Here is a 23,571-nt window from a genome sequence, read left to right on the forward strand (position 1 = left end):
GATGAAGATCGGCGTCCTGACTTTTCACCGTTGCATCAATTACGGCTCCTATTGGCAGGCGCGCTGCCTGGTCGAAGGATTGCGTGCCGCGGGCCATGATGCCGAGCTGCTGGATCACGATTGCCCGGACGTGCGCCGCGCCGAATGGCGCTGCGCTTTCCAACCGGAATTGCCCCGGCGAACGCCACGGGCGGACTATCGCCTCTATGCCGGCAAAGCGCGGCGCTTCCTCTCGGCGTTCGACGCGCTGCCCCAATCCCGTCGCTTCCCGCTCGCACAGCCGGAAGAGGCCGGGGCGTATGACGCCATTCTGGTCGGCAGCGACGAGGTCTGGAATTTCCGCCATCCCTGGTACGGCAGCCAGCCGATCTTTTTCGGGCAGGGGCTCAAGGCCGACCGCGTTATCGCCTACGCCGCGAGCTTCGGCAATCACGACGCGGCAGACGGCATCCACCCCGACTGGGCCGAGCGGCTGCGCGGGTTCGCGGCTATTTCGGTGCGCGACGACAACAGCCGCCGCCTTGTCGCACAAGGCTTGGGCGAGGAGCCAGCGCTTGTGCTCGATCCCTGCCTTCAGTTCCCGCCGCCGGAAGCGGAAGGCGAGGGAGGCCAAGCCTATGTCGCTCTGTACGGCCACAGCTTCCCCGGCTGGTTCCAGTCGGCGATCCGCGCATGGGCGGACGAACGGAAGCTGCCGCTGGTCAGCATCGGCTATAGCAATGACTGGGCCGACGCGCAGCGGATCGATGTCGGGCCCGAGCAATTCTCCGAGATGATCGGCGGCGCGGTGGCGGTCGCGACCAACTTTTTCCATGGCTGCGTCTTCGCGCTGCACCATCGGCGGCCCTTTGTGTGCGCGCCGTCGGCCTATCGCTTCAACAAGGTCCGCGACCTGACACGCGAGCTTAACGCCGAACATCATCTCGCCAGCGAAGAGACGCCCGCCGAAACCTATGCAGAGCTGCTCGAAGCACCGCTCGATCCCGCGATCGGCGCGCGCATAGACACGCTCCGCGCGCGTTCCTCCGCATATCTGGAGGCCGCGCTTGGCTGAAGCCGCGCTCAGCCCGCGCCAGATCGACCAGGCCGGGCTGTGCATCGGCTGCGGCGCCTGCGCTGCGGGGCGCGAGGCCATGGCCTGGGACAGGTTCGGCCAGCTCAAGCCTGCCGGCGCGTGGACCGGCCAGGCGAGCGAGTCCTTCGCCCGCATTTGCCCCTTTTCCCCTGCCGCCCGCGACGAGACGGAGATCGCCGACGCCCGGTTCCCGGACGCACGGTTACGCGATCCGCGCATCGGCGCGTACGAAGCGGCCTATGTCGGCCATGTCGCCGAGAACGGCTTTCGCGCCGGCGGCAGCTCAGGCGGCATGACGAGCTGGGTCGCGGCCGAGCTGCTTCGGCAAGGGCTGGTCGACGGCGTCGCCCATGTCGCTCCGGCAGACCCCGAGCAGGACGGTCGCTTCTTCGCCTATCGCATCTCGCGGAGCGAGGCCGAAGTGCAGGGCGGCGCCAGGTCGCGCTACTATCCGGTCGAGCTGTCGGACGTGCTCGCCGAAATCCGTGCGGTGCCGGGGCGCTACGCCGTTATCGGCATTCCCTGCTTCATCAAGGCCGTCCGCCTGCTGCAGCAGGAGGACCCGATCATTGCCGATCGCATCCTTTTCACGCTGGGCCTGTTCTGCGGCCACATGAAAAGCGCGCGGCTTGTCGAGAGCTTCGCCTGGCAGCTTGGAGCGCCGATGGAGGAAGTGCGGGCCGTCGAATACCGTCTCAAGAATCCCGACCGCCCGGCGAACTGGTACACCGCCCACCTCACGCTCGCCGATGGCAGCACGCGCTGGCAGGATTGGTGGCATCTAGCCGATGGCGACTGGGGCGCATCCTTCTTCCAGAATTCGGCCTGCGATTATTGCGACGACGTCGTGGCCGAAACGGCGGACATTTCCTTCGGTGACGCCTGGCTGGAGCCCTATTCGTCCGACGGTCGCGGCACCAATGTCGTGATTGTCCGTAGCCCCGTGATCCACCGGCTGGTGCAGCATGCGATCTCCGAGCGCCGGCTCGATCTCACGCCCGTCGATCAGGAGTTCATCGTCGAAACCCAGGCCGCGGGCCTGCGTCACCGGCGCGAGGGGCTCGCCTATCGCCTGAATATTGCCCCGCCGCCGCTCCCGCTCCGCAAGCGCGTCCAACCGGGCGGACAGGCGCTGCCGCTCCGCCGCAAGTTCGTGTACCACGCCCGCCGTGCCATCGCCCGCTGGAGCCATCCTGTGGCCGCCTTTGCGCACCGGCGGCACCTGCCGAGCCTGTATGTGGGCTGGGCGCGAGTGGCGCTGCACCTCTATCAGGCGATTACTTACCTCCGAGGACCCTTAGGCCGCGTGATAGCGTTCGCCGAATTCCTGACAAACCGCTCGCGCCCCGTCACGTAAGAGTCACGCGAATTTCCCTGTGATTACGCGCGCGTTATGTTCATATCGGGCGCGCAACCTGTCAAAGCGGCCCCGCATGAACCCGTTTCCCCAGGACATTTTCACCGAGCCTGCCGAGGTCGATCCGGACACGCTTGCCAATCTGGGACCGCTCAGGCGGCTTGCCGGGCGGTGGCAAGGAGAGGAGGGTGTCGACCTCAACCCGAAGGCCGACGGCCCGGAGCGGCGCGCGTTCATCGAGCAGATCACGTTCGACGCGATCGATCCGCAGGCGAACGGGCCGCAGCTTTTCTATGGCCTGCGCTATCATATCCACATCACGACCCGGGAAGAGGACATCACTTTCCACGATCAGGTCGGCTATTGGCTGTGGGAGCCGGCGACCGGGCTGGTGCTGCAGACGCTGGCGATCCCCCGTGGGCAGGTGGCGCTTGCGTCGGGACACGCCAAGCCGGGCGATGACCTTCTCTCGCTGAGCGCGGCGCGCGGCCAGACCGAATACGGGATCTGCTCGACGGCCTTTCTGGAATATGCATTTCGTACCGACAGCTATCGCATCGACATCGCTTTCGAGGGCGAGGATGCGTGGAGTTACGATATCCGCACGATGCTGACTGTCCATGGCCGCCCGGAGCCGTTCGAGCATCACGATCGGAACCGGCTGAAGCGCATCGGGCCGGCGACGCCCAACCCGCTGATGCAGATCATGGCGCGGCGAGCGGAGGACGCGCCGCCGCGCTAAGCGCGGATGAGCGCGATGTCGTGAATGCCTTCGTGTCCGTCCACATACGGGGCGGGGTCGGCGATTGTCGCCCTGGCGTAGTGGTCGAAACCATAGCTGTTGGGGATGCGAAAGGGCCTGAAGCCCTGTTCCAGATAGAGCGGCAGCCAGTCGAGCGGGGTGCCGTCGCTCCACGCTTCGCAGACGATGACGAGATCGGGCGCCATTTTCGGCACGACGCTCGCGATATCCCGCATCACCGGGCCTTCCATGCCCTCGACGTCGATCTTGATGAGCGACACGTCCGGGAGGTCCTCGGCAGGGATCAGGTCCTCGAACCGGCGGAGCTCGATGCCGTCGGCGGCAGGCTCGGCAAAGGCGTTGCGGCCGGAATTGTGCCGGTCGTACGTCATTGCGCGCCGCTCCGCCCGGTCGGATATGCCGTAAGGGAGCACCTGCACGTTCGACAGGCCGTTGTGCTTCACTGTCCAGTCCAGCTTCTCCAGCGTGGGCGGGCACGGCTCGACGGCGTAGACCTGCCGGGCGACCCGGCTCATCACGATCGTGAAATAGCCGATATTGGCGCCGATATCGACGGCCACCCTATCAGGCTTAAGATGCGCCTTGATGAAAGCCGTGATCTCCGGCTCCCAGACATGAAAGCAGGCGATGCGGGAGTCGATGAAGTCGCCGGGCGACAACAGCATGGCGCCGAGCCCTGGAATGTCGGTCGGGTAGGGGCCGGGGAAAAGCATCGCCGCTCGACGCACGGCCCTGGCATATTGCGCGCGCGTCCAGATCGGCAGAAAGGTCCAGCGCGCCGGCGCGGTTATCCCCCGAAACTGCATATCTTCCCCCATTTTGAACGACCGTCAGGAGCGTTCGAAATTCGAAGAAACTATGTTCGGACCCAGAAGGTTTTTTTGGCGCCGGCCGCTTCGATCATGTGCGCGACGCTCGTCGGCCTGAGGCCCATGCGTTCCAGCCCGTCGATCACGCGTTCGGCAAGTTCGGCGCGGTCGAACGGTGGGTGAGGGTCGCCGGGCGGCGTCTCGAAGCCGTCGTGGAGCAGTGCGATCTCGCCGCCTTTCACGGTGTCGAGCAGGCGCTGGGCGGCCGCTTCGGCGGTCCGCTCTTGCCATTCGAAGGCGGAGGGTGCCCAGACGACTGTCTCGAGCCCGAGCCGGTTGGCTACGCCGATCACCGACAAATTCTGTGCCCCGAAGGGCGGGCGGAAACGCGTCACAGGCACGCCGGCGATCTTTTCGAGCAATTCGTGCGCCACGCGGATTCGTGTGCCCATTTCGGATCGGGACATCCTCGTCAGCCGGTCGTGGCGATCGCAGTGAAGCGCGACTTCGTGCCCTTCGGCAACCATGCGCCGGATCAGATCGGGATGGTTCGCGGCAAGATCGGTCAGCACGAAGAAGCTGGCCGAGACGCCGCGCCGCTGCAGCAGGTCGAGGATGCGCGGCGTGACCTCGGGATCGGGGCCGTCGTCGAACGTGAGCGCGACCAGATTTGTCGGGCGGGCGGCCTTCAGCACCGATCCGAACGGCTCGAGCACGCGATCGGCCATGTCATGCACGCGAGTGCGCGCCGAAGGAGGCATCGCGCGCGCGAGCTGGCGGAGGCCGGCCGTGATCATGCTTGCTTATATGGCCGATTTTGCCCGCGCGGCATAGCAGGAGACGGTCCAGCCGGTCATTGGCGGAGTCTGCCGCTTGACCAGTACCGAATCGACAATGTCGAATTCGGCGGCGACAGCGCGGTGCAAGGCGATGTCGCCAGGATGCCGCAGAACGGAAGTGAGCAGCCAGCCTCCCTCGTTCAATGCGGCATGGAGCTTTGCGAGCGCAGCAGGTAGGTCCTCGATATAATAAAGGACTTCGTTGCAGACGATCACGTCGAACTTGCCGAGCGCAGGATCCGGCAGATGGGCGACGTGAAAGCTGCCCGCCGTGCCGCGGTCCGTTCGCGCCGCCTCGATCGCCTTTGCCGAGGGGTCGATGCCGACATATTCGGCGATCGGCACGCCAGCCAGGCGATCCAGCAACAAACCCACGCCGCAGCCGACGTCAAGCAGGCGCACGGGTTCGGTACGCGCGGTCAGATAGGCGTGCAGCACGCCGTATCGGCCGCGCTCCCTGAAGCTGCCGTAAAAGCCAAGCTTGCCGCTGGCATATTCCCGGTCCCAATCCTCCGGGCTCAGCACCCATTGGCGCTTGTAGGGGAGAACGCCGTACCGAACGCCGAGATCGCGGGCGAGACGCCTAGCTCGCGTGAGCAACTTCGGCATCTTGTCGGTCGAGTGCCGCAGCAACCGACGTTACCACGCGGCGAGCCCAGGCGTCCCAGTTCAGCGCCTCGCGGCTGAGCCGGAACGCTGCCTCCGCCATTTCGCGATAGCGCTTCGGATCAGACATGATCTCGACGATCGCATCGGCGAACGCATCCGCCGGCTTGCCTTCTTCGATCAGGATTCCGGTTTCGCCGCTGATGACGTTGCCGCTGACGCCGCCAGTATCGTAGCTGACAACGGGCAGGCCATAGGACGCGCTTTCGGCGTTCACGATGCCCAGCGCTTCGAACTGCGTCGGCAGCATGAAGATGTGCGCGTGACGGAACAAGTCTTCCAACCGCTCGCGCCCCTGGGGCGTGTTCTTGCTGATGAAGCCGTGGAAAGTGATGCCGTCGATGTTCGGGGGCGGGTCGCTGGGGGCGCATCCAACGATGTCGAGCTCCACCGCATGGCCGCGTTCCCGGAGCAGGCGGAACGTCTGCAGCACGATATCGCCGCCCTTGCCGGCCCAGTCGACGCCGACGAAAAGCAGCCGCCAGGGACTTTCCGGGCGCTGATCGACCGGAATCGGTGCGGTCGCTTCCAGATTGGCGCCCCAAGGAATCTGGAACGTCCTTTCAGGATCGGCCCCGAAATGCTCGACGGCGGAGGACCGGGCCCAGCGGGACGGGAAAGTCGCGACCATGGCGCTGCGGATCGCGTGACCTTCGAGGAGGTCGGCGTCGCGCTTGTAGCCGGGGCTGAGCTTGCGGAAATGGATATTATAGTCCTGCATCGCAAAGAACGTCGCGTCGGACACGAAGACCGTCGGCACCTTTCCGGCAAGCTGCGCGGCAACCGGCGTGATCGCCACCACGACCACCGCGTCGCAATCGGCGTTCGCCAGGCGATTGGCGGCACCGCGGCAGCCCAGGCCGCTCCAGAAAGGAGACCAATAGGGGTCGTAGCGCTGGTTCGAAAGACGGCGGACGATGCGGCGCGGCAAATCGAACCAGGCCGGCCAAGGCTTGCGCACGATCTCCACAACGTCGGCATGGTCCTGGAGCGCCTGCAGCATGTGAAACGGCGTGCCGGACCAGATGCCCACATTCAGCGGATCGCCCGAGCAGACAAAGCCAAGCCGCAGCGGGCGGACACCCGGTCGCGGACGCCCCAAGACGGGCTCCGTGCCAAGCGTGGCGCCCGGCGGCTCACTCTGTTTCAACATCGGCCGAGTCAATTCCACACAATCCATGGGACGACAACTCCAGCGATGCCAGCACCGTGTGACGATCAAGTTAACCAAACGCGGGGCGGCCCCAGCTTCGTCAAACTCGTCGAGAGCGTTCCGGCTCCGTGCGGGGGCGAAAAAAGTTTTGATTGCGAAACATATGCTGGTCCGACGCGCTATTCGTCGGACTGACCGGCCGATGCGAGCAAACCCTTCACCAACAGGCCGCGTTGCGCGAGCGCCGTCCGGTCCAGCGGCAAACGATAGAGGGCGCGCAGGAAAGACCTGTCGATCGAGGTCAGGTCGGTCGGGCCGCCGGTCTTGAAAAGGCTCAGGATCGATTGGGCCGGTGCTTCGTCGTTCGGCTGCACCTCGGCTAGCGCGATCAGCGACGCGAAGGCGGCGACGCTGTCGAGCGACGTGCCGGCCGCCCGATTGGCATCGATGATGATCGTCGCGCCTTTCAGCACGCGCACCATCTGCGTGCTGACGATGCTGGAGCGATACTGAAAATGCACGTCGCCCGCCATCGGCACGCCGCCGGGTCCGTCGAGCTGGGCGAATGGCGGCTGTTCGTTGCCAGTGCCGGCCATCCCGTCCTTCGTTCGCGTGTCGGTTGCGTGCCACCAGCGGATCGGCGCATCGCCCGTAAGCAGGGCGGGACGGTCTTCTGCCGAAACTTCGGCCAGTTTGCCGGGCGCCTTGCGAGCGATCTCGCGGACGAGGGCAGCGCCGTCGCTGGCGAAGCTCAAGATCACGTTGGCACGGCATGGCTCTTTCGCGACGGCGATCTTGACGTCGCGCGCGACGACGTGGATCCGATCGGTGACGCGCTTTCCGATCTCCGGCGCCACTCCAAAGACGTGCGGGCAAATGGGCTCGACCCAGCGCGCAACCGGGCGCTCGGTGACGCCCATCTTTCGTACGAAGTCCTGCGCCTCCTTGCGGGCTTCCTCCGGCTTGCGGCCAATCACATTGATCGTGTCTGAGCCGGATTGCTGCGCCGCGGCGGGGCAGGTCAGTGCGATCAGCGGCAGCAGCGAAAGGCGAAGAGCAGCAGCGTGCATCAATCGTCCCCTTTGCGGCGATGCTTGCACAAGAGGTTGAAATTGCAAGCCTTGGCTACTCGACCCAATCCCGCATGTCGGGGGCGTCGAGCACCTTGTAGGGGATGCCCCGCGGGCCGAGGAACAGGCGCTCCATTTCCGCACGAGTGAAGGGGCGGGAGCCGAGGCGGCCGAACACGGCGATCTGGCCGCCCTGCTCGTCGACGGCGCGATCGCGGTCGAGGCCCTTGGAAAGCGCGAGCGCGGGCGAAGGCGTGTGCGCCCAGCCGATCAGCTCGGGCATCGGCGCGGGGCTGAAGCCGTAGAAATTGGGCTGGCTTGCGGGGCTGGTGAGTTGCACGACTTTCAGCCCGTTCCGCCCGTCGGCGACATAGGCGAACAGCGAGGCGTTTGTGGAGCCGACGATCACGTCCTCGGCATCGTTCAACTGGCCGCCGAATGTCTCCTTTCGGTAGATCGTCGGCGCGCCCGGACGGGTCACGTTCGCGATCACCAGCCCGTCACCCTTGCCGGCGATGTAGAGATAGGTGCGCGCGACATACATCTTGCGCGCATCGGCGAGCGGGATGGTGCCGTTCGGCACCGGCACGGGGGCAAGCATGTTGGTCACGTCGAACAGCTTCACGCCGTCCCTGTCGCTGACCCAGAGGTAGCGGAACTGAATCGCCGAGGCCCGCGCGTCCTGCAGCGGGATTTCGGCCGCGAGCTTCGGATGCAGCGGGTCGTCGAGATCGACGACGGCCAGCCCGCGCGTTGTCGTGACATAGGCGATGTGGCCGGCGAGAGTGATATGCCGCGCGCCGTTAAGCGCCCCGCCGGGGTTCCAGGTGACCGCCCGCTTCAGGAAATTGTTGCGGAACTCGCCATCGGCCATGGTGGTGACGTTGACCAGGATCAGGCCCTCGTCCGCATCCGTCACCACCGCATAATTGTAGATCGGATGGAACGGCTGCTCCTGGTTCATCTCCCGCATTTCCCTGGTATTGCGAAGCGGGTTGATCGGCTGGTCGGTCGGCAGCGCCATGCAGGTCGCGTTGCGGGTCGCGACATGGGTGTCGTGGCCGAGACCGGAGAAGGGCGCGTTCACGACCGGCTCGGAGAAACCCTTGTTGCCGATCGAGGCGGCGTCATAGACGCGGAAGCCGCCCTTGCCTTCGGCGACATACATATATTCGCCGCGAAGCTGCAGGCATCCGACGCGGCCTACCGTGCCTTTCACGACGTTGCGGAACAGCTCCGGCGGGGTGCTCTCGCCGGACAGGTCCTTGTCGAAGCGGGTGCCCCGCGTCCAATCCTTCAGCTCGCGGCCGTTCTGCTCGACATGCGCCTTGTAATAGTCGGGATAGGCGTAGCGGTGGAGATAGGAGCCGATCACGGCCTGTGGCTCGTCCCATTCGGTGACGCGCACCGCCTCGAAGCCGCCCTCGAGCCCCGTCCAGGTGTTCATCCCGACGAAGTTCACGAAGTTGGTGCCGAGCAGCAGGAGCTGCGACATCGTCGCGTTGTTGTCGTCGTTCGCGGACAGGTGGCAGTCCGAGCAGGTCTTCGTCTCGGTCTTGCGCACGGTGTGCGGGAAGTGGGGCGCGAACGCCTGGGACGAGAAGCCGATCGCGGAGATCGGCGCTTGTTGGATGTAGATGCGCTCGCGGTTGAGATTGGTGGATGACAGCACCAGCGCCGAGGACGAACGCACCGGGGCGATGATCATGCCTTTCGTGGTCTGGTGGCGGCCGAGCTGGAACATGTCGTCGCGCGCGACCTGCGGGTTGTAGGTCGCGAAGTTGCGTGTTTCCTCGCCCTCGAATTTGTGCGTCGAGGTCTTCCAGTTCGCCTCGATCGGCAAGTGGCAGCCGCCGCACGACGTTGTCCACGACAGGTGACAGGTGAAGCATGCCATCGTGTCTTCGCCATGCGCGCGGTCGGCCTTGGCGACGCCGGTGCCGAACACGTACCGGCCGGTCTCCGCGCCGATCTTCGACATCAGCTTGGCGCGCGCCGCCTTGGCGTTGAAGCGTGGGTTGGAGCGATCGACCGAGTCCTTGACCAGGCTGACGCGCCATTCGAGCTTCGGGTCGACCACCGAGCGCTGTATCAACACCCGCTCGCCATGTTCGTCCGTGCTCCATTCGAACCGGCGTTGGCCATTGGCGTTGCGGAGCAGGGCAAGATTGTTCCCGCTGGGCGGGGCAGCGGGGCCGGAGGTCAGCAGCGTCGGGTAATTATCGACGGTGCCGTGGCAATCCTTGCAGCCGATCTCGATCGCGTTGGCGACTTCGCCGTAGATCAGGCCGTTGCCGTGATTGTCCTGCGCAAAGTGGCAGTCGGCGCACTGCAGGCCCTTTTCGGCATGGATGTCCATCATATGGACGGTCTTGCCGGGATTGGTGCCGGGTTCGACGAATTTGCCTTCGCCGGCCTTGCGCCATTTCTCCGGATCGTCGGGCGACACCTTGGCGCCGTCCGCATCCAAGAGATTGCCTTCCTTGTCGCGCTTCAGGATCGCGCGGAAGTTCCAGCCGTGACCATGATAGTCGGCGAACTGCGTGTCCTTGAGCAGCGGGTTCAGGTCATAGACGTTGCGGAGGAATTCGAGGTCGCTCCACAGCCCGCGCGAGGCGGCGCCTTCCGGGTTGCGCTCGTTAGTCCGGCGCACTTCCTCGGCGGTTGGGTAATGCTGGTTCTTGAAGATGCGTTGGTAATCGGCGTCCGACATGCCGGCGGGCTTCGGCGCCTTGTTCTCGGGTCCCGGCCACATGAACGGCGCGTCGGATTCGTAATCCCACATCGTGTAGCCGAGGTAGGAGTTCAGGAAGATGTTCGGCTGGTGCATGTGGCAGTTCATGCACTGCGCAGTCGGGATCGCGCGGGTGAAGCTGTGGCGGATCGGGTGGCCGCTTTCTTTGCGCTCCTCGGCGCCATAGGCCTTGATGCCGCCATGCGTCGGCTGGAGCTTGGCGGCGATGGTCGGATCGACGGTCGCGGTCTGTCCGTCGCGCCCGTATTGCGCATAGGTCAGACTGTGCCGCGGCTCGCGGTCGTTCGCATAGACGACGTGGCAGCCTGCGCAGCCCGACTGGCGGTAGTCGCCGGGCTGATCGTTGGTGCCCATGAACCACATGAACGGGTCGTTGAGGCGGGTCTTGTGGATGTTCAGCACCGGGATCGCGACCCGCAGGCCGGTGCCGGGGCCGCGGTTCGACTGCTTCAGGTCGGGCCGGCCCGGCTCGTCGAGCTTCTGGATCGAGCCGCTGGAGTTGGGCAGGCCGATCTCGGCGAAGCCGGAGCTGATCGTGCGGCCGCCGCGTTCGAACACGCGGAAGATGTCGCTGGGCGGCATGACCGTCCAGGTCGGCAGCGGATAGAGGACGGGCAGGGCGCCGCGCCTCTTCTGCGCGTCGGTGATCGTGCCTGGCGGACTGCCGGCCGAGACGATCTTCGCCGGTTCGCCGGTGCGCGTGTAAGCTTCGCCGATGACGTAGTTTTTGAACGGGACGATGCCGTTGTTGTACGAGGCGCCGCCGAAGAACATCGAGCCCGAGGCCATGATCGAGCGCTCGCCCGCCTCGATGATCTCCATGTGGCAGGCGCCGCACGATTCGCGTGCGACGCGATAATCGGACGGGTTGACGAAGCGGATGAACTCCGGCGCCTCGCGGTTCAGCAGCGTGTAGCCATGCTCGGGGTTCGCCGAGGACGGGAAGTGCCAGCTATCGGGATAGCGCGGCAGCACATGCGCCTTGTCCCGGATCGCAATGTAGCGCGGGTCGGTCGCGGGCCAACTCGGATCGACCGCGTCGGCGACCGGCGTGCCGCCGTGGCAATCGACGCAGGCGAGCGCGACCGCGGGCGTCTCGTGCATCGTCGGCTGGTCGGATGCGGTGTGGCAGTTGGTGCAACCGGCATTCAGCCGCGCCATGTCGTCGGGCGTGCGGTCGCGCGGGGCTGGCGCGAAATGCGGATAGGTGCGCGCGACCGGCTTTTCGGCCGAGGACGCGATGAGCTGCGGCCCGATCAGCGCCGCGACAAGCAGGCCCAGGGCGGAAAGCAAGGCGTAGATGGCACGCATCAGTAGGTAACGATCGCGTTCAGGAGGACCGAATAGAAGCGGTGGTCGCGCGGCTGGCTGGCGAACAGGTCCTTGAAGCCCGCACCCGGCTGCAGCAGCGCGCCGGAGAGGCGGAAGACGAGGTTCTGGTTGGCCTTGGGCCGCCAGGTCGCCGCCGCCGACAGGTCGAAGCCGATCGAATTCGGGATCGATCCCTCGACGCGCAGCGCCTGCAAAGTCGCCGTGTTCGCGAACCAGAGGTGATTGGCGTTAAGCGTCAGCCGCGTCGTCGGCGTCAGGTCGAAATCGGCGCCCACCCCCAGCAGTGCAGTGCCGGGATTGTTGAAGTTGGACTGGCCTTGTTCCTTCGAGGAACGCAGATCATTCAGCAGCGCGTTGCGGCCGCTGAGGACCACCGCGCGGCCGCCTCCGGCGAATGGAATCGACTGACGGATGTAGTAGCTCGTGTCCGCGCCTGCGAAGATCGGGTTCTCGAAGATGGCGTCGAAGCCGCCTTCGACATTGTTATACGGCTTCTTGTCGCCGCTTGCGTACAGGCCGGACAGGCGGACGCGGATCCAGTCGAAATCCATGCTGGCTTCGGCGGCGGCGAAATAGGCCTCTATCTTCGCCGCCTGCGAAGTGAAGAAGCTGTTCCGGTCCTCGCCGAACGCGCCATAGGCGGAGACGGTGAGATTCAGGCGGCCGAAATGGCCGTCGCCATTATAGCCGACGTAGACGACGTCGTACTCGCGCCCGCGCAGGTCTCCGAGAAGCGCGGGGCGAACGGGGAAGCCGTTGTCGTCCACCTCGATCCGCTTCTGCTCGCGGTTCATGTTGTAAACGACGGTGCCCTGGCTGGTGAAGCCGGGGACCGGGAAATCCTGCAGATAGGCGTTGGCGACGAATACGAAATCGTCGCGCGGCCGGTTGACCACCGAGTTGAGGCCGGAGTTGGTGTCTTTCTCAAGCCGCCAGAATGCCGCAAGATTGTACTGGAAGCGGTTGTTGTCGCGGTTGCCGAACAGGCGGATACCGAGCTGCTGGTCGTTGAACAGGAAACCGCGGAAATCGCTCTGGAACGGCTGGATGCCGATGCGGATCGAGTCGAAATCGTAGCGATCCGACGTGTTGCGGATGTGCTTGTCGATGAAGAGTTCCTGCACGCCCAGGAACTGATCGAACCGATGCGGCGGCTTCGACGGCTGAACGAACAGCACGCGCCGTTCCGGCACCTGCACATAGTTGAGGTTGTAGGCGAGGCTGACCCGATACTCGATCTCGGGCGGCTTGTAAGCGGTGTAGCCCTTCGACAGCGAGAAGCCGCCGATGAAGGTCTGCGACAGCACCAGGCTGTAGGGGCGGCCGAACGTGTCGTTGCTGTCAGGCCGCGACGTAGTCTGGTTGCCGACCGGGATCGGAAAGCTGCGCGGCTCGACCACTGTGTCGGACGCAGCGTTGATCGTGAAGAACCAGTCCTCGTGGCTCAGGCCGAGGAATTTGGGCGTGCGGCAGGGCTTCTGGCCGGCTTCGCGGCGGCGCTCCTGCTCCTCGTCGGTCGGCAGGCAGAGCGGGCGGTCGCCCTTGTAGGTGTTCTGGTGATAGGGATCGAGGACGTCCTGCTTCACCAGGCCCAGCGTCTCGATCAGGCGCCAGCGATCCGGCACGGGAAACTGGTTGGCCGGAAACGCTTCGGGAGGCGGCGCGCGGACCGCGCCCGGATTGTCCTGCGTCACCTTGTCCGGCAGCACGCGCTGGATGACGCCGGGGCGGCGGCGGCCGTCGATCAAACCGTTGTCCGGCTGCTGCAGCGTCGCCGGATCGACCGGTTGCGCGGCGGCTTCGGGCATTGGCTCCGGAGGCGGCGGCGCGCCCGTCTCCGGCTGTGCCTGCCCCGCGAGCATCAGGGCCATCAGGGAGACGCCCGCCATCATATGCCTTGGCACACATTCTGGTCGGGCGTGTCGAGGAACGGCGCGAACGGGCAGTTGACGTAGCGCAGCCGCACGTCACGCCCGTCGCCCAGATGGACGACGACGCGGTCGGAGCGTTTGTCGGGCGCGGCGTGGCCGATCGCGCCGCCAACGCGCGCGCCGCCGTTCGCCAGGCCCAGGAAGCTGATCATGTCGTCCTGGTCGATGCCGTCACCGGAAATGCCGATCGCGCCGACCAAGGTGTTGCCGCGATAGATCGGCACGCCGCCGGGGAAAATCTGCAGGCCGTTGGCCAGCCGATTGAGGTTGGGCAGGCTGTCGGCGAGCTTGGTGCAGCGCTGCGGCGTGTCGATCGGGGCGTTCAGCGTCAGATAGGCAAGGTGCTCGCGCACATTGTCGATGATCAGCGCCGATTGCAGGCCCGTCGAGAAGGGGTTGAACTGCGCGATTGGGCGAGAGAGCGGACCGTTCGGCCGCTGAACCTCGCCGTCCGGGAAGAACGGCCGGGCGAGCAGGCCGACACCGCGATTTGAGTAGGCGACATTGCCGGTCAGCGCGGCGGGATCGCTCAGGAAGTTTCGCATCCGCGTCACGAACTGCGGCACTTCGGCGCTGAGCGCGGTCGAGAGCTGCTGCGCGGCGACCGGATTGGAGAAGAAGGCGACCGTCCGCGCCTTTTGCAACGACACGTCGATGCCGAACAGCGGCGCGTCAGGAGCGCGCACCAGCCCCAGCACCGATCCGAACGTGTCGACGACCGAGATCGAGACCTGCGCGCGGCTGTCGAGTGGCTGGCGGATCTGCGCCCGCGCGCGGCTCATGATCTTGAACGCTTCCTCGAGCACCGCGCGGGCTTCTGCAGCGGTCAGCGGCTGGGCGACGACGCTGCCGTCGGTGCCGCCGCGGACCGGATAGCGGTCGTTGCCCGACCCGTCGGACAGCACGAAGGCGTCCGGGTTGCTGAATTCCGCTGCGGTCGCGCGGCGGATGCCCGAGGCCTCGGTCCCGTAAACCGCACCCGCTCGGATCGAGAGGTCGACATAGTCGCGCACCGGGGCGAGCGAGCCGGCGCTGCCGATGATCGTCGAATAGGCGGGCGCCGCATACGGGTCCACGGCAAGGTCGCGCGGCAGAGCATCGCTGTAGCGCAGCAGCGTGCCGTCGACGGTGATCCGGTCCGCGCGGATTTCGAGCGGCGCCTCGAAGCCGGTCGTGCCGGCGAGGGCGATATATTCCTCGTCGTTCTTCTCGATGTCGGTGATGTCGGGATCGAAGTCGTAAACCCCGTCTGCCATCACGCCGACGCCGCCGACCAGCACGCCGTTCTTGTAGAGCGGGAAGCCGCCCGCATCGGCGGAAAGACCGAGCGGCGATCGCTTCGGCCCGATCAGCGCGCGCGGGCCGCCGGTCGCGATAAAGCGCGTGTTGAGGTCGGAGCATGGCAGCGAGCTGAATTGCACGCCGAACAGCGGACCGCTTTCCAGCCCCACCGAGTCAGGGGCGGGCGGGAAGCGCTGCTGAACGATCTGGCTGGCCGTCCGGCTCGAAAAGGCATTGCCGCCGGACGACAGGTACGCGCCGGTGATGGCCTTGGCGATCGCGCCGCCCTCGGCCGGCACGATCAGGCCCTGCAGGTCGATGTCCTGGCCGTTCGGCGCGTCGGCGATCTTCAGGTTCTGCGGCGAGCCGTTCATGCGGAAGATGCCGAGCACGTTGCCGACCCGATCGACGACCGCGATCACCGCGGGCCGGTTGCGCGCCTTCGCTTCGGCTACTGCGCGCGAGAAGATCGTTTGCACGTCGGCGACGCTGAGCGATTCGGCCGCGGGCGCGGTATAGACGGAGGTCGGCGTGGGCGTCGGTGGCGGCGTGGCGGCAGGCGAGGGCGATTTACCGCCGCCTCCGCACGAGGCAAGCAACAGCGACATCGCGGCGATCGCCGCGATGGAGCGGTGGGCGGCCATGCCGCACGAGGCAAGCAACTTACTCTTACGCATCAGTGCAGCGCCCGGATTCGGCCCACCGCCCCGCCAAGCGCGCGGCGGAATTCGACAGGCCGGTAGCTGTTGGGTTCCTTCACCGCAGCATAGGCGCGGTTGACATCGGCGCGGATCGAGCCCGCCGCGCCGCTGCTGATGGCGCCTTGCTTCACCAGTGCGTTCAGCAGCGTGTCGATCGCCATGACCGACTGCACGCTGCCTTCGTAATCGGTGAAGCGCGGGCTGATCGCGTCGCTGGCGATCGAGTCGACGATGGCCAGCGTCTCCGCGCGGCCGAACGAGCGGCGGGAGAAGGCGTCTGCCAAAGCCGCCGCGGTCTCGCGCAGCCGGCCGGCGGCGGCGACCGCGCTCGCGCGATCACGTGCCAAAGCGGCATGGAAGCCGCGCGCGTCGGCGTCGAAGCGGCGGCCGAGGTCCGGCGCCACGACGCGCGCCGCCGCCGAGAGCATGATCATGTTTTCGTCGTTATAGGCCGGCATGCCGTCCGGGATCGGCCGCCCGGGATTGGTGATGTTGGTCGGCCGCGCGCTCGGCTCGTCCGAAATGCGGCGATGGCAGGTGTGGCAGTCGAAGAAATAGAATTCGGGGAACACACCCTCGGCGCCGCGGCCCGGCGAGCCATAGAGCGTCAGCGAGCGCTCAAGCGCCATCGCCTGGCCAGTCGCCCACATGCGAACGCTGTCGGTCCCGCCCTTGCGGCGGACATAGTCGGCATCTTCGTTGTGATGTTGCTGGAGCGTCGAGAACAGGTCGAGCTCGAACGCGATGCGCGGATGACCCGCGGCCATGATCCGGTGGTTTACGAACTGGTCTTGTTGCGCGCTGCCGAAATGGCAGTCGAGGCACACGCTCGCGCGGACCTTCGGGTTTTCGAGCGGGATCATGCCCTGCGCGACGTTGCGGGCATGGGTGACGCCGACCGTATAGTGCGACTGGATCCAGTTCTGCGCGCCGCCGTGGCACGCCTCGCAGCCGATGCCGTCGCTCTGCTGGAAGCGGGGGCCGCGGCGCGGCGACGGATCGGCGTGACAGCCGAGGCACATCGGCGCGCTTGCCGGGTTGCCGATGCCCAGCCGCGCCGCAATCGCTTGGCCCCGCGGACCGGAAATCAGCCGCAGCGAACGCGAATGGGTGCCGCCGGCGGATGAATCTTCCTGCCACAGCTTGATTTCATCCTGGCGGACGACCTTTCCGTCGCCTTCCTGGCGACCGTGGCAGGTCGAGCCGGCGCAGCTCGCAACGCCCAGATGCATGGCCGAGTCGCCCGCCGCGGCGCGCGCAGTCGATGAGGAAGTGCCGAACGCGATGGCAAGGGCAACGAGCGCCAGTGCCACGCACAGGCAGAAGGCGAGCCCCGCTGCAGCACGCACGCGCAAGCTTGCAATTACCGCACTCATGCTTTCGCGCTGCCCCCAGTTTGTCCCTGTTGTCGTTCGGCGTCGCGACCCGCCGTTTTCTTTTATGGACTTATGCGGGCATGGCGCGCGGCTGGCAAGCGGCTGCGAAACGAAACGGCACCGATATTGTCAGTTCGGCCCGTATAGGCGCATAATGAAGCGCTGACGCGGGGGACCAACGCATGCACGGCGATCCGGAGTTCGGGCTGGTCTGGGCGGCCGCCCATCTTCACTATTTGTTGCTGGTGGGAGCGATGCTGCCGGGGCGGCTCGTGTCGGTGCGGATCGGGGTCAGTGCCGCGGCGCTAGCCGGCATATGCGCGTTCGGGTTTTTTTCCTTTCAGCCGGCGCCGCTGTTCTGGAATGTCCTGCTGCTGTTGGTGAACGCCGTCCAGCTTTTGCAGTTCGTGCGCAGCAACGCCGCGGTGCGGTTCACGCCCGACGAGGAGCCGATGCTCAGCGCCCTGTTGAAAGGGCTGCCTCGCGCGCGGGCCCGCCATTTTCTCGATCAGGGTTTGTGGCTGAACGGCCAGTCGGGCGAGGCGCTGATCCGCGAAGGCGAGCCGGTCACCCATCTTTTCTATCTAGCCGATGGCGACGCCGTGGTGACCAGCGGTGGGAAGGCGGTCGGCCGGCTCGGCGACGGCGACCTGATCGGCGAAGTGACGGTGCTTTCGGGCGAAACGGCCAGTGCGACGGTCACGCTGGAGCGCGCCTCGCGGATGTGGTGCGCGCCGGCGCAGAATCTGCGGCTCTATCTCGACGCGCACCATGACGTCCGACACGCGGTCGAGCAGAGCTTCAACGCAGCGCTCCGCCACAAATTGCAACTCATGAACCGCGCGGTGGCGCAGGCGGGCGGCCTCGCGTCCTAGCGCGCGCGGCGCTGATTGAGCACCTCGTACGCCATCACCGCGGTCGCGACGGCGGCGTTCAGACTGTCAGCCTTGCCCAGCATCGGCATCTTCACAAGCAGGTCGCATTCCTGCTCGTAAGCTGCTGGCAAACCTTGGGCTTCGTTGCCGACTAAAATGAAGGTTGGTGCTTCGTAGCGGGGGGTCTGATAATCGATCTCGGTGCGCAGGCTCGTGCCGATCAACTGGCCCGGACCCTGGCGCAGCCAAGCGACGAATGAATCCCAGCGTGTGGCGGCGATCGTCTGGGTGAACAGCGCACCCATGCTCGCGCGGACTGCCTCGACCGAGAAAGGATCGACGCAGTCGTCGACCAGGATCAGCCCGCCGCCGCCGACCGCGTCGCTGGTCCGCAGGATCGTGCCGAGATTGCCGGGATCGCGCAGCGCCTGCGCGACGATCCAGATGCCCGACGCGTTTCGGTTGAGCTGATCCAGCGACGTCAGGCGATCGCGGTAAACACCGATCAGCGTCTGCGCATTGTCCTTGCCTGAAAGCTTTGAGAGAATGTCTGGCGTCGTTTCGATAACATCGCCGCCCGCACGTTCGGTTTCGACGATCAATCCTTGCGCCAGCGGGTGGCCGGCACCGTCATGCGCGAAGAACAGCATCTCGGGCAGCGCGCCCGCTTCGCGCGCTTCGGTGAGGATGCGCAGCCCTTCCGCTAAGAATAGGCCCTCGCGTTTGCGGTGCTTCTTGTCCCGGAGACTCCGGACGCGTTTGACGGTTTCGTTCGAAAAGCCGGTGATGTGGCGAATCATCGGGAGGTCATTCCTCTCCGAACTTGTTCTCCACCAGCCCGGCAAGCTGCATGACCGTGTCTTCGGCGCCGTCGCCGCTGGCGCTGATCTCGATCTCGTCGCCCATTGCCGCGCCCAGCATCATCAAGCCCATGATCGAGGTGCCCGTCACGCTCGACCCGTCCTTGCGGACTTCGACCTTGGCCGGAAGGCCGCTCGCCATCGTCACGAATTTGGCGCTCGCCCGCGCGTGGAGCCCGCGCTTGTTGGTAATCTGCACGGTCCGCGAAATTTGGCTCATGCGGCCTCGCCAAGCACTTCCGACGCGACCGAGATATATTTGCGCCCCGCCTCGCGAGCCGCGGCAACCGCGTCCTTGACCGCCATCGTCCGCCGCGCGCCCTCCAGCCGGATCAGCATCGGCAGGTTGATGCCGGCGATCACCTCGACCTTGCCCGGCTGCATCAGGGAGATGGCGAGGTTGGAGGGCGTGCCGCCGAACAGGTCGGTCAGCACGATCACGCCGCGGCCCGAATCGACCTTCTTGATCGCCTTGGCAATGTCTGCCCGGCGCATCTCCATGTCGTCCTCGGGGCCGATGCAGATCGCCTCGACCGCCGATTGCGGACCCACCACATGCTCCATCGCGACGACGAATTCCGCGGCGAGCCGTCCGTGGGTCACCAGCACCAGTCCGATCATTTCAAATCAAAATCCTTCAGCGAGCCTTGGGCTCTTCGACCGCGTCGCGGGGCGCCGTGGCGAGGTCGCGATGCGCGACGGTGGGCGAAAATCCCGCCTCGCGCAACCGGCGAGCGACGCGCTCGGCGACATGAACGGACCGGTGTCTCCCTCCGGTACAGCCGAACGCCACCGTCACATACGCTTTCCCCTCGCTCGCATAGCGGGGGAGAAGAGTCAGCAAAAGCTGCTCTATCTGGCTGATTGCAGGTTCATAACCGGGATCTTCGACGATGTAGTCGCCGACCGCCTTGTCGAGTCCGGTCATGGGCCTAAGTTCGCGGTCCCAATGCGGGTTGCGCAGGAAACGCATGTCGAAGACGAGATCGGCGTTGCGCGGCAGACCGCGCGCGAAGCCGAACGACATCACCGACAGCACTGTGTCCGGTCCGCGCTCCTCGGCGAAGCGCGTGCGGATTTCGTGCTGCAGCTCGTTGCGGCTGAGATTGGTGGTGTCGAGCAGATATTCGGCGCCTTGCCGCAGCGGCGCCAGCAACTCGCGTTCGCGGGCGATGCCGTCGCTGGCGGGCCGATCGAGCGCCAGCGGGTGCAGTCGCCGCGTCTCGTCATAGCGCCGCTCCAGCTCGGAGCCGGCGCAATCGAGAAACAGGATTGCGACCTCCTGATGCGATTTCTTGCGGAGCTTGCCGACCCGCTGCAGCACCGCTTCGGAATCGAAGCCACGCGTGCGGGTGTCGATGCCGAGCGCGAGCGGCCGCCGCTCGGGGCTCGTGCCTTCGGCGGGCGGCGTGTCCAGCAGGCGATCGAGGAGCGAAAGCGGCAGGTTCTCGACCACTTCCCAGCCAAGGTCCTCCAGCGTGTTGAGCGCCGTCGACTTGCCCGCGCCGGCCATGCCGGTGACCAGCAGAATGCGCTCGGGGTTCAGCCGCTCGCTCATAGGGCCAGCCCCCATTGCCTGAGCGCCAGTTCCGCCTTGATGGGAGCGGAGGCTTCGAACGGATCAAGCGCGGCAACGGGCACATCGATACCGCACAGCCGCCGGCTTTGCGGCTCCGGCATCCGTTCGGGCGTGGTGAGTTCGATCAGAAGTGCGACAGGCATGGGGCTCTGAGCCAAGATAGGCATGATTCCGATCCCGCGCACCTCTATCTTACCGGCAATCGTGTCGGGCGCGCTCGCAATCAGCCGCTCGTCTTCAACGTTCAGCAGCACCTGATCGTCGCTGACCAGAGCCGCGCCCCGGTCGATCAGCCGCAGCGCAAGGTCGGACTTGCCCGCGCCCGAGTCGCCAACGATCAGCACCGCTCGTCCCTCGATCGCGACGCAGCTTGCGTGAATGTTCTCGCTCACGATTGCGGGATCGCGGGAAGGCGCAGCACGAACGCAGCGCCTTGCGGACGCTGGTCGCGTGTCTCGACCTCAAGCGTGCCGCCATGGCCGTCGGCAATGGCCCGCGCGATGGCGAGGCCCAAACCCGAGTGGCTCTGCTCGCGCTCCTCATCGGGCCGCACGGTCGTGAAGCGGCGGAAGATCGACTCGCGCAGCTCGGCGGGCACACCCGGGCCCTGATCCTCGACGCGCACGATCACTTCATCGCCGATGCGAGTGGCAGTGATCTGGACCAGGCCTTTGTCGGGAGAGAATGAGATGGCGTTGTCGAGCAGGTTCTCGATCACGCGCACCAGTCGGGATTCGTCGCCGCGCACCACCGCAGTATCAACGCGAGGCCGCGCGAACGCGACCTCGACGTCGCGGGGGTTCGGCCCGCGTAGCTCGCGGGCATGCAGCATCTTCTCGATGACCTGGCCGAGATCGACCGGCTCGAACCGCGCGCGCGAAAGCTCCGCATCCAGGCGCGAGGCTTCGGCGATGTCGGTGATCAGGCGATCGAGGCGCCGCACATCGTCCTGGATGATCGCCATCAACTGGTCGCGCTGACTCTGGTCGGACACGCGCGCCATCGCGTCGGCAGCCGAACGAAGCGAGGCGAGGGGGTTCTTAAGCTCGTGCGTCACGTCGGCGGCGAAGGCGTCGGTCGCGTCGATCCGCTGACGCAGGGCCTGGGTCATGTCGGCCAGCGCCTGGGCAAGCGAGCCGATCTCGTCGCGGCGCTCGGGCAGGCGCGGCACCACAACTTCGCGGTCGCGCCCCAGCCGCACCCGCACCGCCGCCCGCGCCAGCCGCCGCAGCGGTCGCACGATCGTCCGCCCCAGGAAGATGGAGAGGAAAATGGAAAAGGCGGAGACCGCCAGCAGCACCAGGCTTAGCCGGAACCGCTCGGCGCGGACACTGCGCGTCACATCGCGCGCATTGGTGGTGAGCAGAAGCGGCCCAGCCGGCGTGATCCCGGCGGCCGTGATCATGAAAGTCCGGTCGGGCGCAAAGCTCATCACGCCAACCGTATGACCGGCCTGTTCCGCGCGCCTGATTTCCTGCCATAACTGTGCGCGGTCGATCTGCGGTTCGACGTAGTCGCCGGGCCGGCGCGCTTGCGCAACGAAGTCGATGAAGCGGTCGAGGAAGCGCGCGACGTGGCGCTGCCAGGATTCCTCGGCCGGGTCGCGCAGCGTGTAGTTCGGGCCCGATAGCCGCCAGCTATCGATCGTCAGCGTTCCGTCCGGCGCATAGAGACGCAGCCGCGTGCCGGTGCGCTCGCCCATCTTCGCCAGCAATTGCGGCCGTGCATCCGCTGGTGCAGCGGCGAGCGCGTCCGCGATCAGGTTCAGCTCGTGGACCGCGCGTTGGATGCGAAAGTCGATCTGCCGCGCGCGATAGCTTTCCAGGTAGAAAAAGCCGCCCGCCAGCAGCACCAGCGCGAACACGTTGACCGCCAGGATGCGCGTCGTGAGCGACACGCGACCCGACCAGCGGATCGGCGGCTCCAGCCGCTCAGGCCTCGGCGAAACGGTATCCGGCGCCATACAGCGTTTCGATGCCATCGAATTGGGGGTCGGCCTGGCGGAATTTGCGCCGCAGCCGTTTGATGTGGCTGTCGATGGTGCGGTCGTCGACATAGACGTCGTCATGATAAGCCGCGTCCATCAACTGATTGCGTGACTTCACGACGCCCGGCCGCTGGGCAAGCGATTCGAGGATCAGGAATTCGGTGACGGTGAGCGTCACATCCTTGCCCTTCCAAGTCACCTTGTGCCGCGCCGGGTCCATTTCCAGCGAGCCGCGCACCAAGGGTTCGCCGACCGGCTCGTCCGCCGCTTGCGGCTTGGACAATTCGACGCGCCGCAGGATCGCCCGGATGCGCGCGATCAGCAGCCGCTGCGAGAAGGGTTTGGAAATATAGTCGTCAGCGCCCAGCGCGAGGCCCAGCGCCTCGTCCAGCTCGTCGTCCTTGGACGTCAGAAAGATCACCGGCAGCGCGCTTTTCTCGCGCAGGCGGCGCAGCAGCTCCAGCCCGTCCATCCGCGGCATCTTGATGTCGCACACGGCCAGGTCCGGGGGGTTCTCCAGCAGCGCCTTCAGCGCCGCTTCGCCGTCCGAATAGAGGCGCGTCACGAAGCCTTCGGACTGCAGCGCGATCGACAGCGAAGTCAGGATGTTCCGGTCGTCGTCGACCAGCGCGATCGTGGCGGCCATGTTCAGTTCAGTGCGTCCCTCGGCTTCGCTCGGGATGGACGGCCCGGAGCGAGCGCGCAATCCCATACCCGTCCATGCCGAGCGAAGTCGAGGCACGCACTGTCTTCAAGAGCGCGATTGCCTCTCCCCGGGCGGAATCGCAGCCTCCTTCAGCGCCTTCCAGTCAGACCGAAACAGAGCCTCTTTCTTGGCGCGGGACCAAGGCTTGATTCGATATTCTGCCTCGCGCGCTTCCTCGCGGGTCGCGAAAGTCTCGCACCACATCAGTTCCACAGGAAGTCGAGCGGCAGTGAAACCGTCATAGGCTCCGCGTTTGTGCTCCGCCACGCGGCGTTCGAGATCGTCGGTCTGGCCGGTGTAGTAGAGCCCGTCCGAGCAGCGCAGGATGTAGACATAGAAGGTCAGCAAGTGCGTGCCTCCACTGCCGGTGCGTCCCTCGACTTCGCTCGGGATGGACGGTTTTGTAATGTCACGAAATCCTCTCTCGTCCATGCCGAGCGAAGTCGAGGCACGCAC

Annotated in this window: 21 protein-coding genes; 4 read left to right on the forward strand and 17 right to left on the reverse strand. The window is 65.9% G+C overall.

The window, feature by feature from the left end:
- Nucleotide 1: 1 nt before the first annotated feature.
- From ACFSCW_RS07400 to ACFSCW_RS07410, 3 genes are all read left to right on the forward strand, one after another.
- On the forward strand, nucleotides 2-1,054 hold the full coding sequence (locus tag ACFSCW_RS07400; RefSeq protein ID WP_380888206.1) for a polysaccharide pyruvyl transferase family protein: 1,053 nt from the start codon (nucleotides 2-4) through the stop codon (nucleotides 1,052-1,054).
- Nucleotides 1,047-2,432, forward strand: coding sequence for a Coenzyme F420 hydrogenase/dehydrogenase, beta subunit C-terminal domain (locus ACFSCW_RS07405; RefSeq protein WP_380888207.1), 1,386 nt, complete (start codon nucleotides 1,047-1,049; stop codon nucleotides 2,430-2,432). Before ACFSCW_RS07400 ends, ACFSCW_RS07405 begins: the two co-directional genes overlap by 8 nt.
- A gap of 76 nt (nucleotides 2,433-2,508) precedes the next feature.
- Nucleotides 2,509-3,174 (forward strand): FABP family protein, encoded by a 666-nt coding sequence (locus ACFSCW_RS07410; protein WP_380888208.1) that lies wholly within the window; start codon nucleotides 2,509-2,511, stop codon nucleotides 3,172-3,174.
- Here the strand turns inward: ACFSCW_RS07410 and ACFSCW_RS07415 are convergent.
- From ACFSCW_RS07415 to ACFSCW_RS07455, 9 genes are all read right to left on the reverse strand, one after another.
- The gene (locus tag ACFSCW_RS07415; protein ID WP_380888209.1) at nucleotides 3,171-4,001 is read right to left on the reverse strand and encodes an FkbM family methyltransferase; all 831 of its coding nucleotides are present in this window, start codon (nucleotides 3,999-4,001) and stop codon (nucleotides 3,171-3,173) included. The genes ACFSCW_RS07410 and ACFSCW_RS07415 overlap by 4 nt on opposite strands.
- Nucleotides 4,002-4,051: 50 nt before the next feature.
- Nucleotides 4,052-4,801, reverse strand: a complete 750-nt coding sequence (locus ACFSCW_RS07420; protein ID WP_380888210.1) for a polysaccharide deacetylase family protein — start codon at nucleotides 4,799-4,801, stop codon at nucleotides 4,052-4,054.
- A 6-nt stretch (nucleotides 4,802-4,807) separates the two neighbouring features.
- Nucleotides 4,808-5,452, reverse strand: coding sequence for a class I SAM-dependent methyltransferase (locus tag ACFSCW_RS07425; RefSeq protein WP_380888211.1), 645 nt, complete (start codon nucleotides 5,450-5,452; stop codon nucleotides 4,808-4,810).
- Nucleotides 5,427-6,662 (reverse strand): glycosyltransferase family 4 protein, encoded by a 1,236-nt coding sequence (locus ACFSCW_RS07430; protein WP_380888212.1) that lies wholly within the window; start codon nucleotides 6,660-6,662, stop codon nucleotides 5,427-5,429. Before ACFSCW_RS07430 ends, ACFSCW_RS07425 begins: the two co-directional genes overlap by 26 nt.
- A 179-nt stretch (nucleotides 6,663-6,841) precedes the next feature.
- Nucleotides 6,842-7,732, reverse strand: a complete 891-nt coding sequence (locus ACFSCW_RS07435; RefSeq protein ID WP_380888213.1) for a hypothetical protein — start codon at nucleotides 7,730-7,732, stop codon at nucleotides 6,842-6,844.
- 55 nt (nucleotides 7,733-7,787) lie between these two features.
- Nucleotides 7,788-11,798, reverse strand: coding sequence for a multiheme c-type cytochrome (locus tag ACFSCW_RS07440; protein ID WP_380888214.1), 4,011 nt, complete (start codon nucleotides 11,796-11,798; stop codon nucleotides 7,788-7,790).
- Nucleotides 11,798-13,708 (reverse strand): hypothetical protein, encoded by a 1,911-nt coding sequence (locus ACFSCW_RS07445; protein WP_380888215.1) that lies wholly within the window; start codon nucleotides 13,706-13,708, stop codon nucleotides 11,798-11,800. Before ACFSCW_RS07445 ends, ACFSCW_RS07440 begins: the two co-directional genes overlap by 1 nt.
- The gene (locus tag ACFSCW_RS07450) at nucleotides 13,708-15,708 is read right to left on the reverse strand and encodes a heme-binding protein (RefSeq protein ID WP_380888216.1); all 2,001 of its coding nucleotides are present in this window, start codon (nucleotides 15,706-15,708) and stop codon (nucleotides 13,708-13,710) included. Before ACFSCW_RS07450 ends, ACFSCW_RS07445 begins: the two co-directional genes overlap by 1 nt.
- On the reverse strand, nucleotides 15,708-17,108 hold the full coding sequence (locus ACFSCW_RS07455) for a multiheme c-type cytochrome (protein ID WP_380888217.1): 1,401 nt from the start codon (nucleotides 17,106-17,108) through the stop codon (nucleotides 15,708-15,710). The genes ACFSCW_RS07450 and ACFSCW_RS07455 overlap by 1 nt, the downstream gene beginning before the upstream one ends.
- 182 nt (nucleotides 17,109-17,290) lie before the next feature.
- Here ACFSCW_RS07455 and ACFSCW_RS07460 point away from each other — a divergent pair, with 182 nt between their 5' ends.
- Nucleotides 17,291-17,983, forward strand: coding sequence for a Crp/Fnr family transcriptional regulator (locus tag ACFSCW_RS07460; protein ID WP_380888218.1), 693 nt, complete (start codon nucleotides 17,291-17,293; stop codon nucleotides 17,981-17,983).
- Here ACFSCW_RS07460 and ACFSCW_RS07465 read toward each other — a convergent pair.
- From ACFSCW_RS07465 to ACFSCW_RS07500, 8 genes are all read right to left on the reverse strand, one after another.
- Nucleotides 17,980-18,783: a TrmH family RNA methyltransferase gene (locus ACFSCW_RS07465; protein ID WP_380888219.1), complete on the reverse strand. Its 804-nt coding sequence runs from the start codon at nucleotides 18,781-18,783 to the stop codon at nucleotides 17,980-17,982. The genes ACFSCW_RS07460 and ACFSCW_RS07465 overlap by 4 nt on opposite strands.
- A 7-nt stretch (nucleotides 18,784-18,790) precedes the next feature.
- Nucleotides 18,791-19,063, reverse strand: a complete 273-nt coding sequence (locus ACFSCW_RS07470) for an HPr family phosphocarrier protein (protein WP_380888220.1) — start codon at nucleotides 19,061-19,063, stop codon at nucleotides 18,791-18,793.
- Nucleotides 19,060-19,464 (reverse strand): PTS sugar transporter subunit IIA, encoded by a 405-nt coding sequence (locus ACFSCW_RS07475; RefSeq protein WP_380888221.1) that lies wholly within the window; start codon nucleotides 19,462-19,464, stop codon nucleotides 19,060-19,062. The genes ACFSCW_RS07470 and ACFSCW_RS07475 overlap by 4 nt, the downstream gene beginning before the upstream one ends.
- A 16-nt stretch (nucleotides 19,465-19,480) precedes the next feature.
- Nucleotides 19,481-20,401 carry an RNase adapter RapZ gene (rapZ, locus tag ACFSCW_RS07480; RefSeq protein WP_380888222.1) on the reverse strand — a complete coding sequence of 307 codons (921 nt, stop codon included), beginning with the start codon at nucleotides 20,399-20,401 and terminating at the stop codon, nucleotides 19,481-19,483.
- Nucleotides 20,398-20,817: an HPr kinase/phosphorylase gene (locus tag ACFSCW_RS07485; protein ID WP_380890049.1), complete on the reverse strand. Its 420-nt coding sequence runs from the start codon at nucleotides 20,815-20,817 to the stop codon at nucleotides 20,398-20,400. Before ACFSCW_RS07485 ends, rapZ begins: the two co-directional genes overlap by 4 nt.
- Entirely contained in the window at nucleotides 20,811-22,385 is a 1,575-nt protein-coding gene (locus tag ACFSCW_RS07490) for a sensor histidine kinase (protein WP_380888223.1), read from the reverse strand. The genes ACFSCW_RS07485 and ACFSCW_RS07490 overlap by 7 nt, the downstream gene beginning before the upstream one ends.
- Nucleotides 22,354-23,055: a response regulator transcription factor gene (locus tag ACFSCW_RS07495; RefSeq protein WP_380888224.1), complete on the reverse strand. Its 702-nt coding sequence runs from the start codon at nucleotides 23,053-23,055 to the stop codon at nucleotides 22,354-22,356. The genes ACFSCW_RS07490 and ACFSCW_RS07495 overlap by 32 nt, the downstream gene beginning before the upstream one ends.
- A 105-nt stretch (nucleotides 23,056-23,160) precedes the next feature.
- Nucleotides 23,161-23,571, reverse strand: coding sequence for a GIY-YIG nuclease family protein (locus ACFSCW_RS07500; RefSeq protein WP_380888225.1), 411 nt, complete (start codon nucleotides 23,569-23,571; stop codon nucleotides 23,161-23,163).

It is taken from the genome of Sphingomonas tabacisoli, assembly GCF_042678385.1.
In the GTDB taxonomy this organism is placed as follows: domain Bacteria; phylum Pseudomonadota; class Alphaproteobacteria; order Sphingomonadales; family Sphingomonadaceae; genus Sphingomonas_B; species Sphingomonas_B tabacisoli.

Bases quoted from the DNA above. Each gene is read 5' to 3' on its own strand.
- ACFSCW_RS07400 (WP_380888206.1), top strand. From the start codon at position 2: ATGAAGATCGGCGTCCTGACTTTTCACCGTTGCATCAATTACGGCTCC.
- ACFSCW_RS07410 (WP_380888208.1), top strand. From the start codon at position 2,509: ATGAACCCGTTTCCCCAGGACATTTTCACCGAGCCTGCCGAGGTCGAT.
- ACFSCW_RS07415 (WP_380888209.1), bottom strand. From the start codon at position 4,001: ATGCAGTTTCGGGGGATAACCGCGCCGGCGCGCTGGACCTTTCTGCCG.
- ACFSCW_RS07420 (WP_380888210.1), bottom strand. From the start codon at position 4,801: ATGATCACGGCCGGCCTCCGCCAGCTCGCGCGCGCGATGCCTCCTTCG.
- ACFSCW_RS07425 (WP_380888211.1), bottom strand. From the start codon at position 5,452: ATGCCGAAGTTGCTCACGCGAGCTAGGCGTCTCGCCCGCGATCTCGGC.
- ACFSCW_RS07430 (WP_380888212.1), bottom strand. From the start codon at position 6,662: ATGTTGAAACAGAGTGAGCCGCCGGGCGCCACGCTTGGCACGGAGCCC.
- ACFSCW_RS07435 (WP_380888213.1), bottom strand. From the start codon at position 7,732: ATGCACGCTGCTGCTCTTCGCCTTTCGCTGCTGCCGCTGATCGCACTG.
- ACFSCW_RS07440 (WP_380888214.1), bottom strand. From the start codon at position 11,798: ATGCGTGCCATCTACGCCTTGCTTTCCGCCCTGGGCCTGCTTGTCGCG.
- ACFSCW_RS07445 (WP_380888215.1), bottom strand. From the start codon at position 13,708: ATGGCGGGCGTCTCCCTGATGGCCCTGATGCTCGCGGGGCAGGCACAG.
- ACFSCW_RS07450 (WP_380888216.1), bottom strand. From the start codon at position 15,708: ATGCGTAAGAGTAAGTTGCTTGCCTCGTGCGGCATGGCCGCCCACCGC.
- ACFSCW_RS07455 (WP_380888217.1), bottom strand. From the start codon at position 17,108: ATGAGTGCGGTAATTGCAAGCTTGCGCGTGCGTGCTGCAGCGGGGCTC.
- ACFSCW_RS07460 (WP_380888218.1), top strand. From the start codon at position 17,291: ATGCACGGCGATCCGGAGTTCGGGCTGGTCTGGGCGGCCGCCCATCTT.
- ACFSCW_RS07465 (WP_380888219.1), bottom strand. From the start codon at position 18,783: ATGATTCGCCACATCACCGGCTTTTCGAACGAAACCGTCAAACGCGTC.
- ACFSCW_RS07470 (WP_380888220.1), bottom strand. From the start codon at position 19,063: ATGAGCCAAATTTCGCGGACCGTGCAGATTACCAACAAGCGCGGGCTC.
- ACFSCW_RS07475 (WP_380888221.1), bottom strand. From the start codon at position 19,464: ATGATCGGACTGGTGCTGGTGACCCACGGACGGCTCGCCGCGGAATTC.
- rapZ (WP_380888222.1), bottom strand. From the start codon at position 20,401: ATGAGCGAGCGGCTGAACCCCGAGCGCATTCTGCTGGTCACCGGCATG.
- ACFSCW_RS07490 (WP_380888223.1), bottom strand. From the start codon at position 22,385: ATGGCGCCGGATACCGTTTCGCCGAGGCCTGAGCGGCTGGAGCCGCCG.
- ACFSCW_RS07495 (WP_380888224.1), bottom strand. From the start codon at position 23,055: ATGGCCGCCACGATCGCGCTGGTCGACGACGACCGGAACATCCTGACT.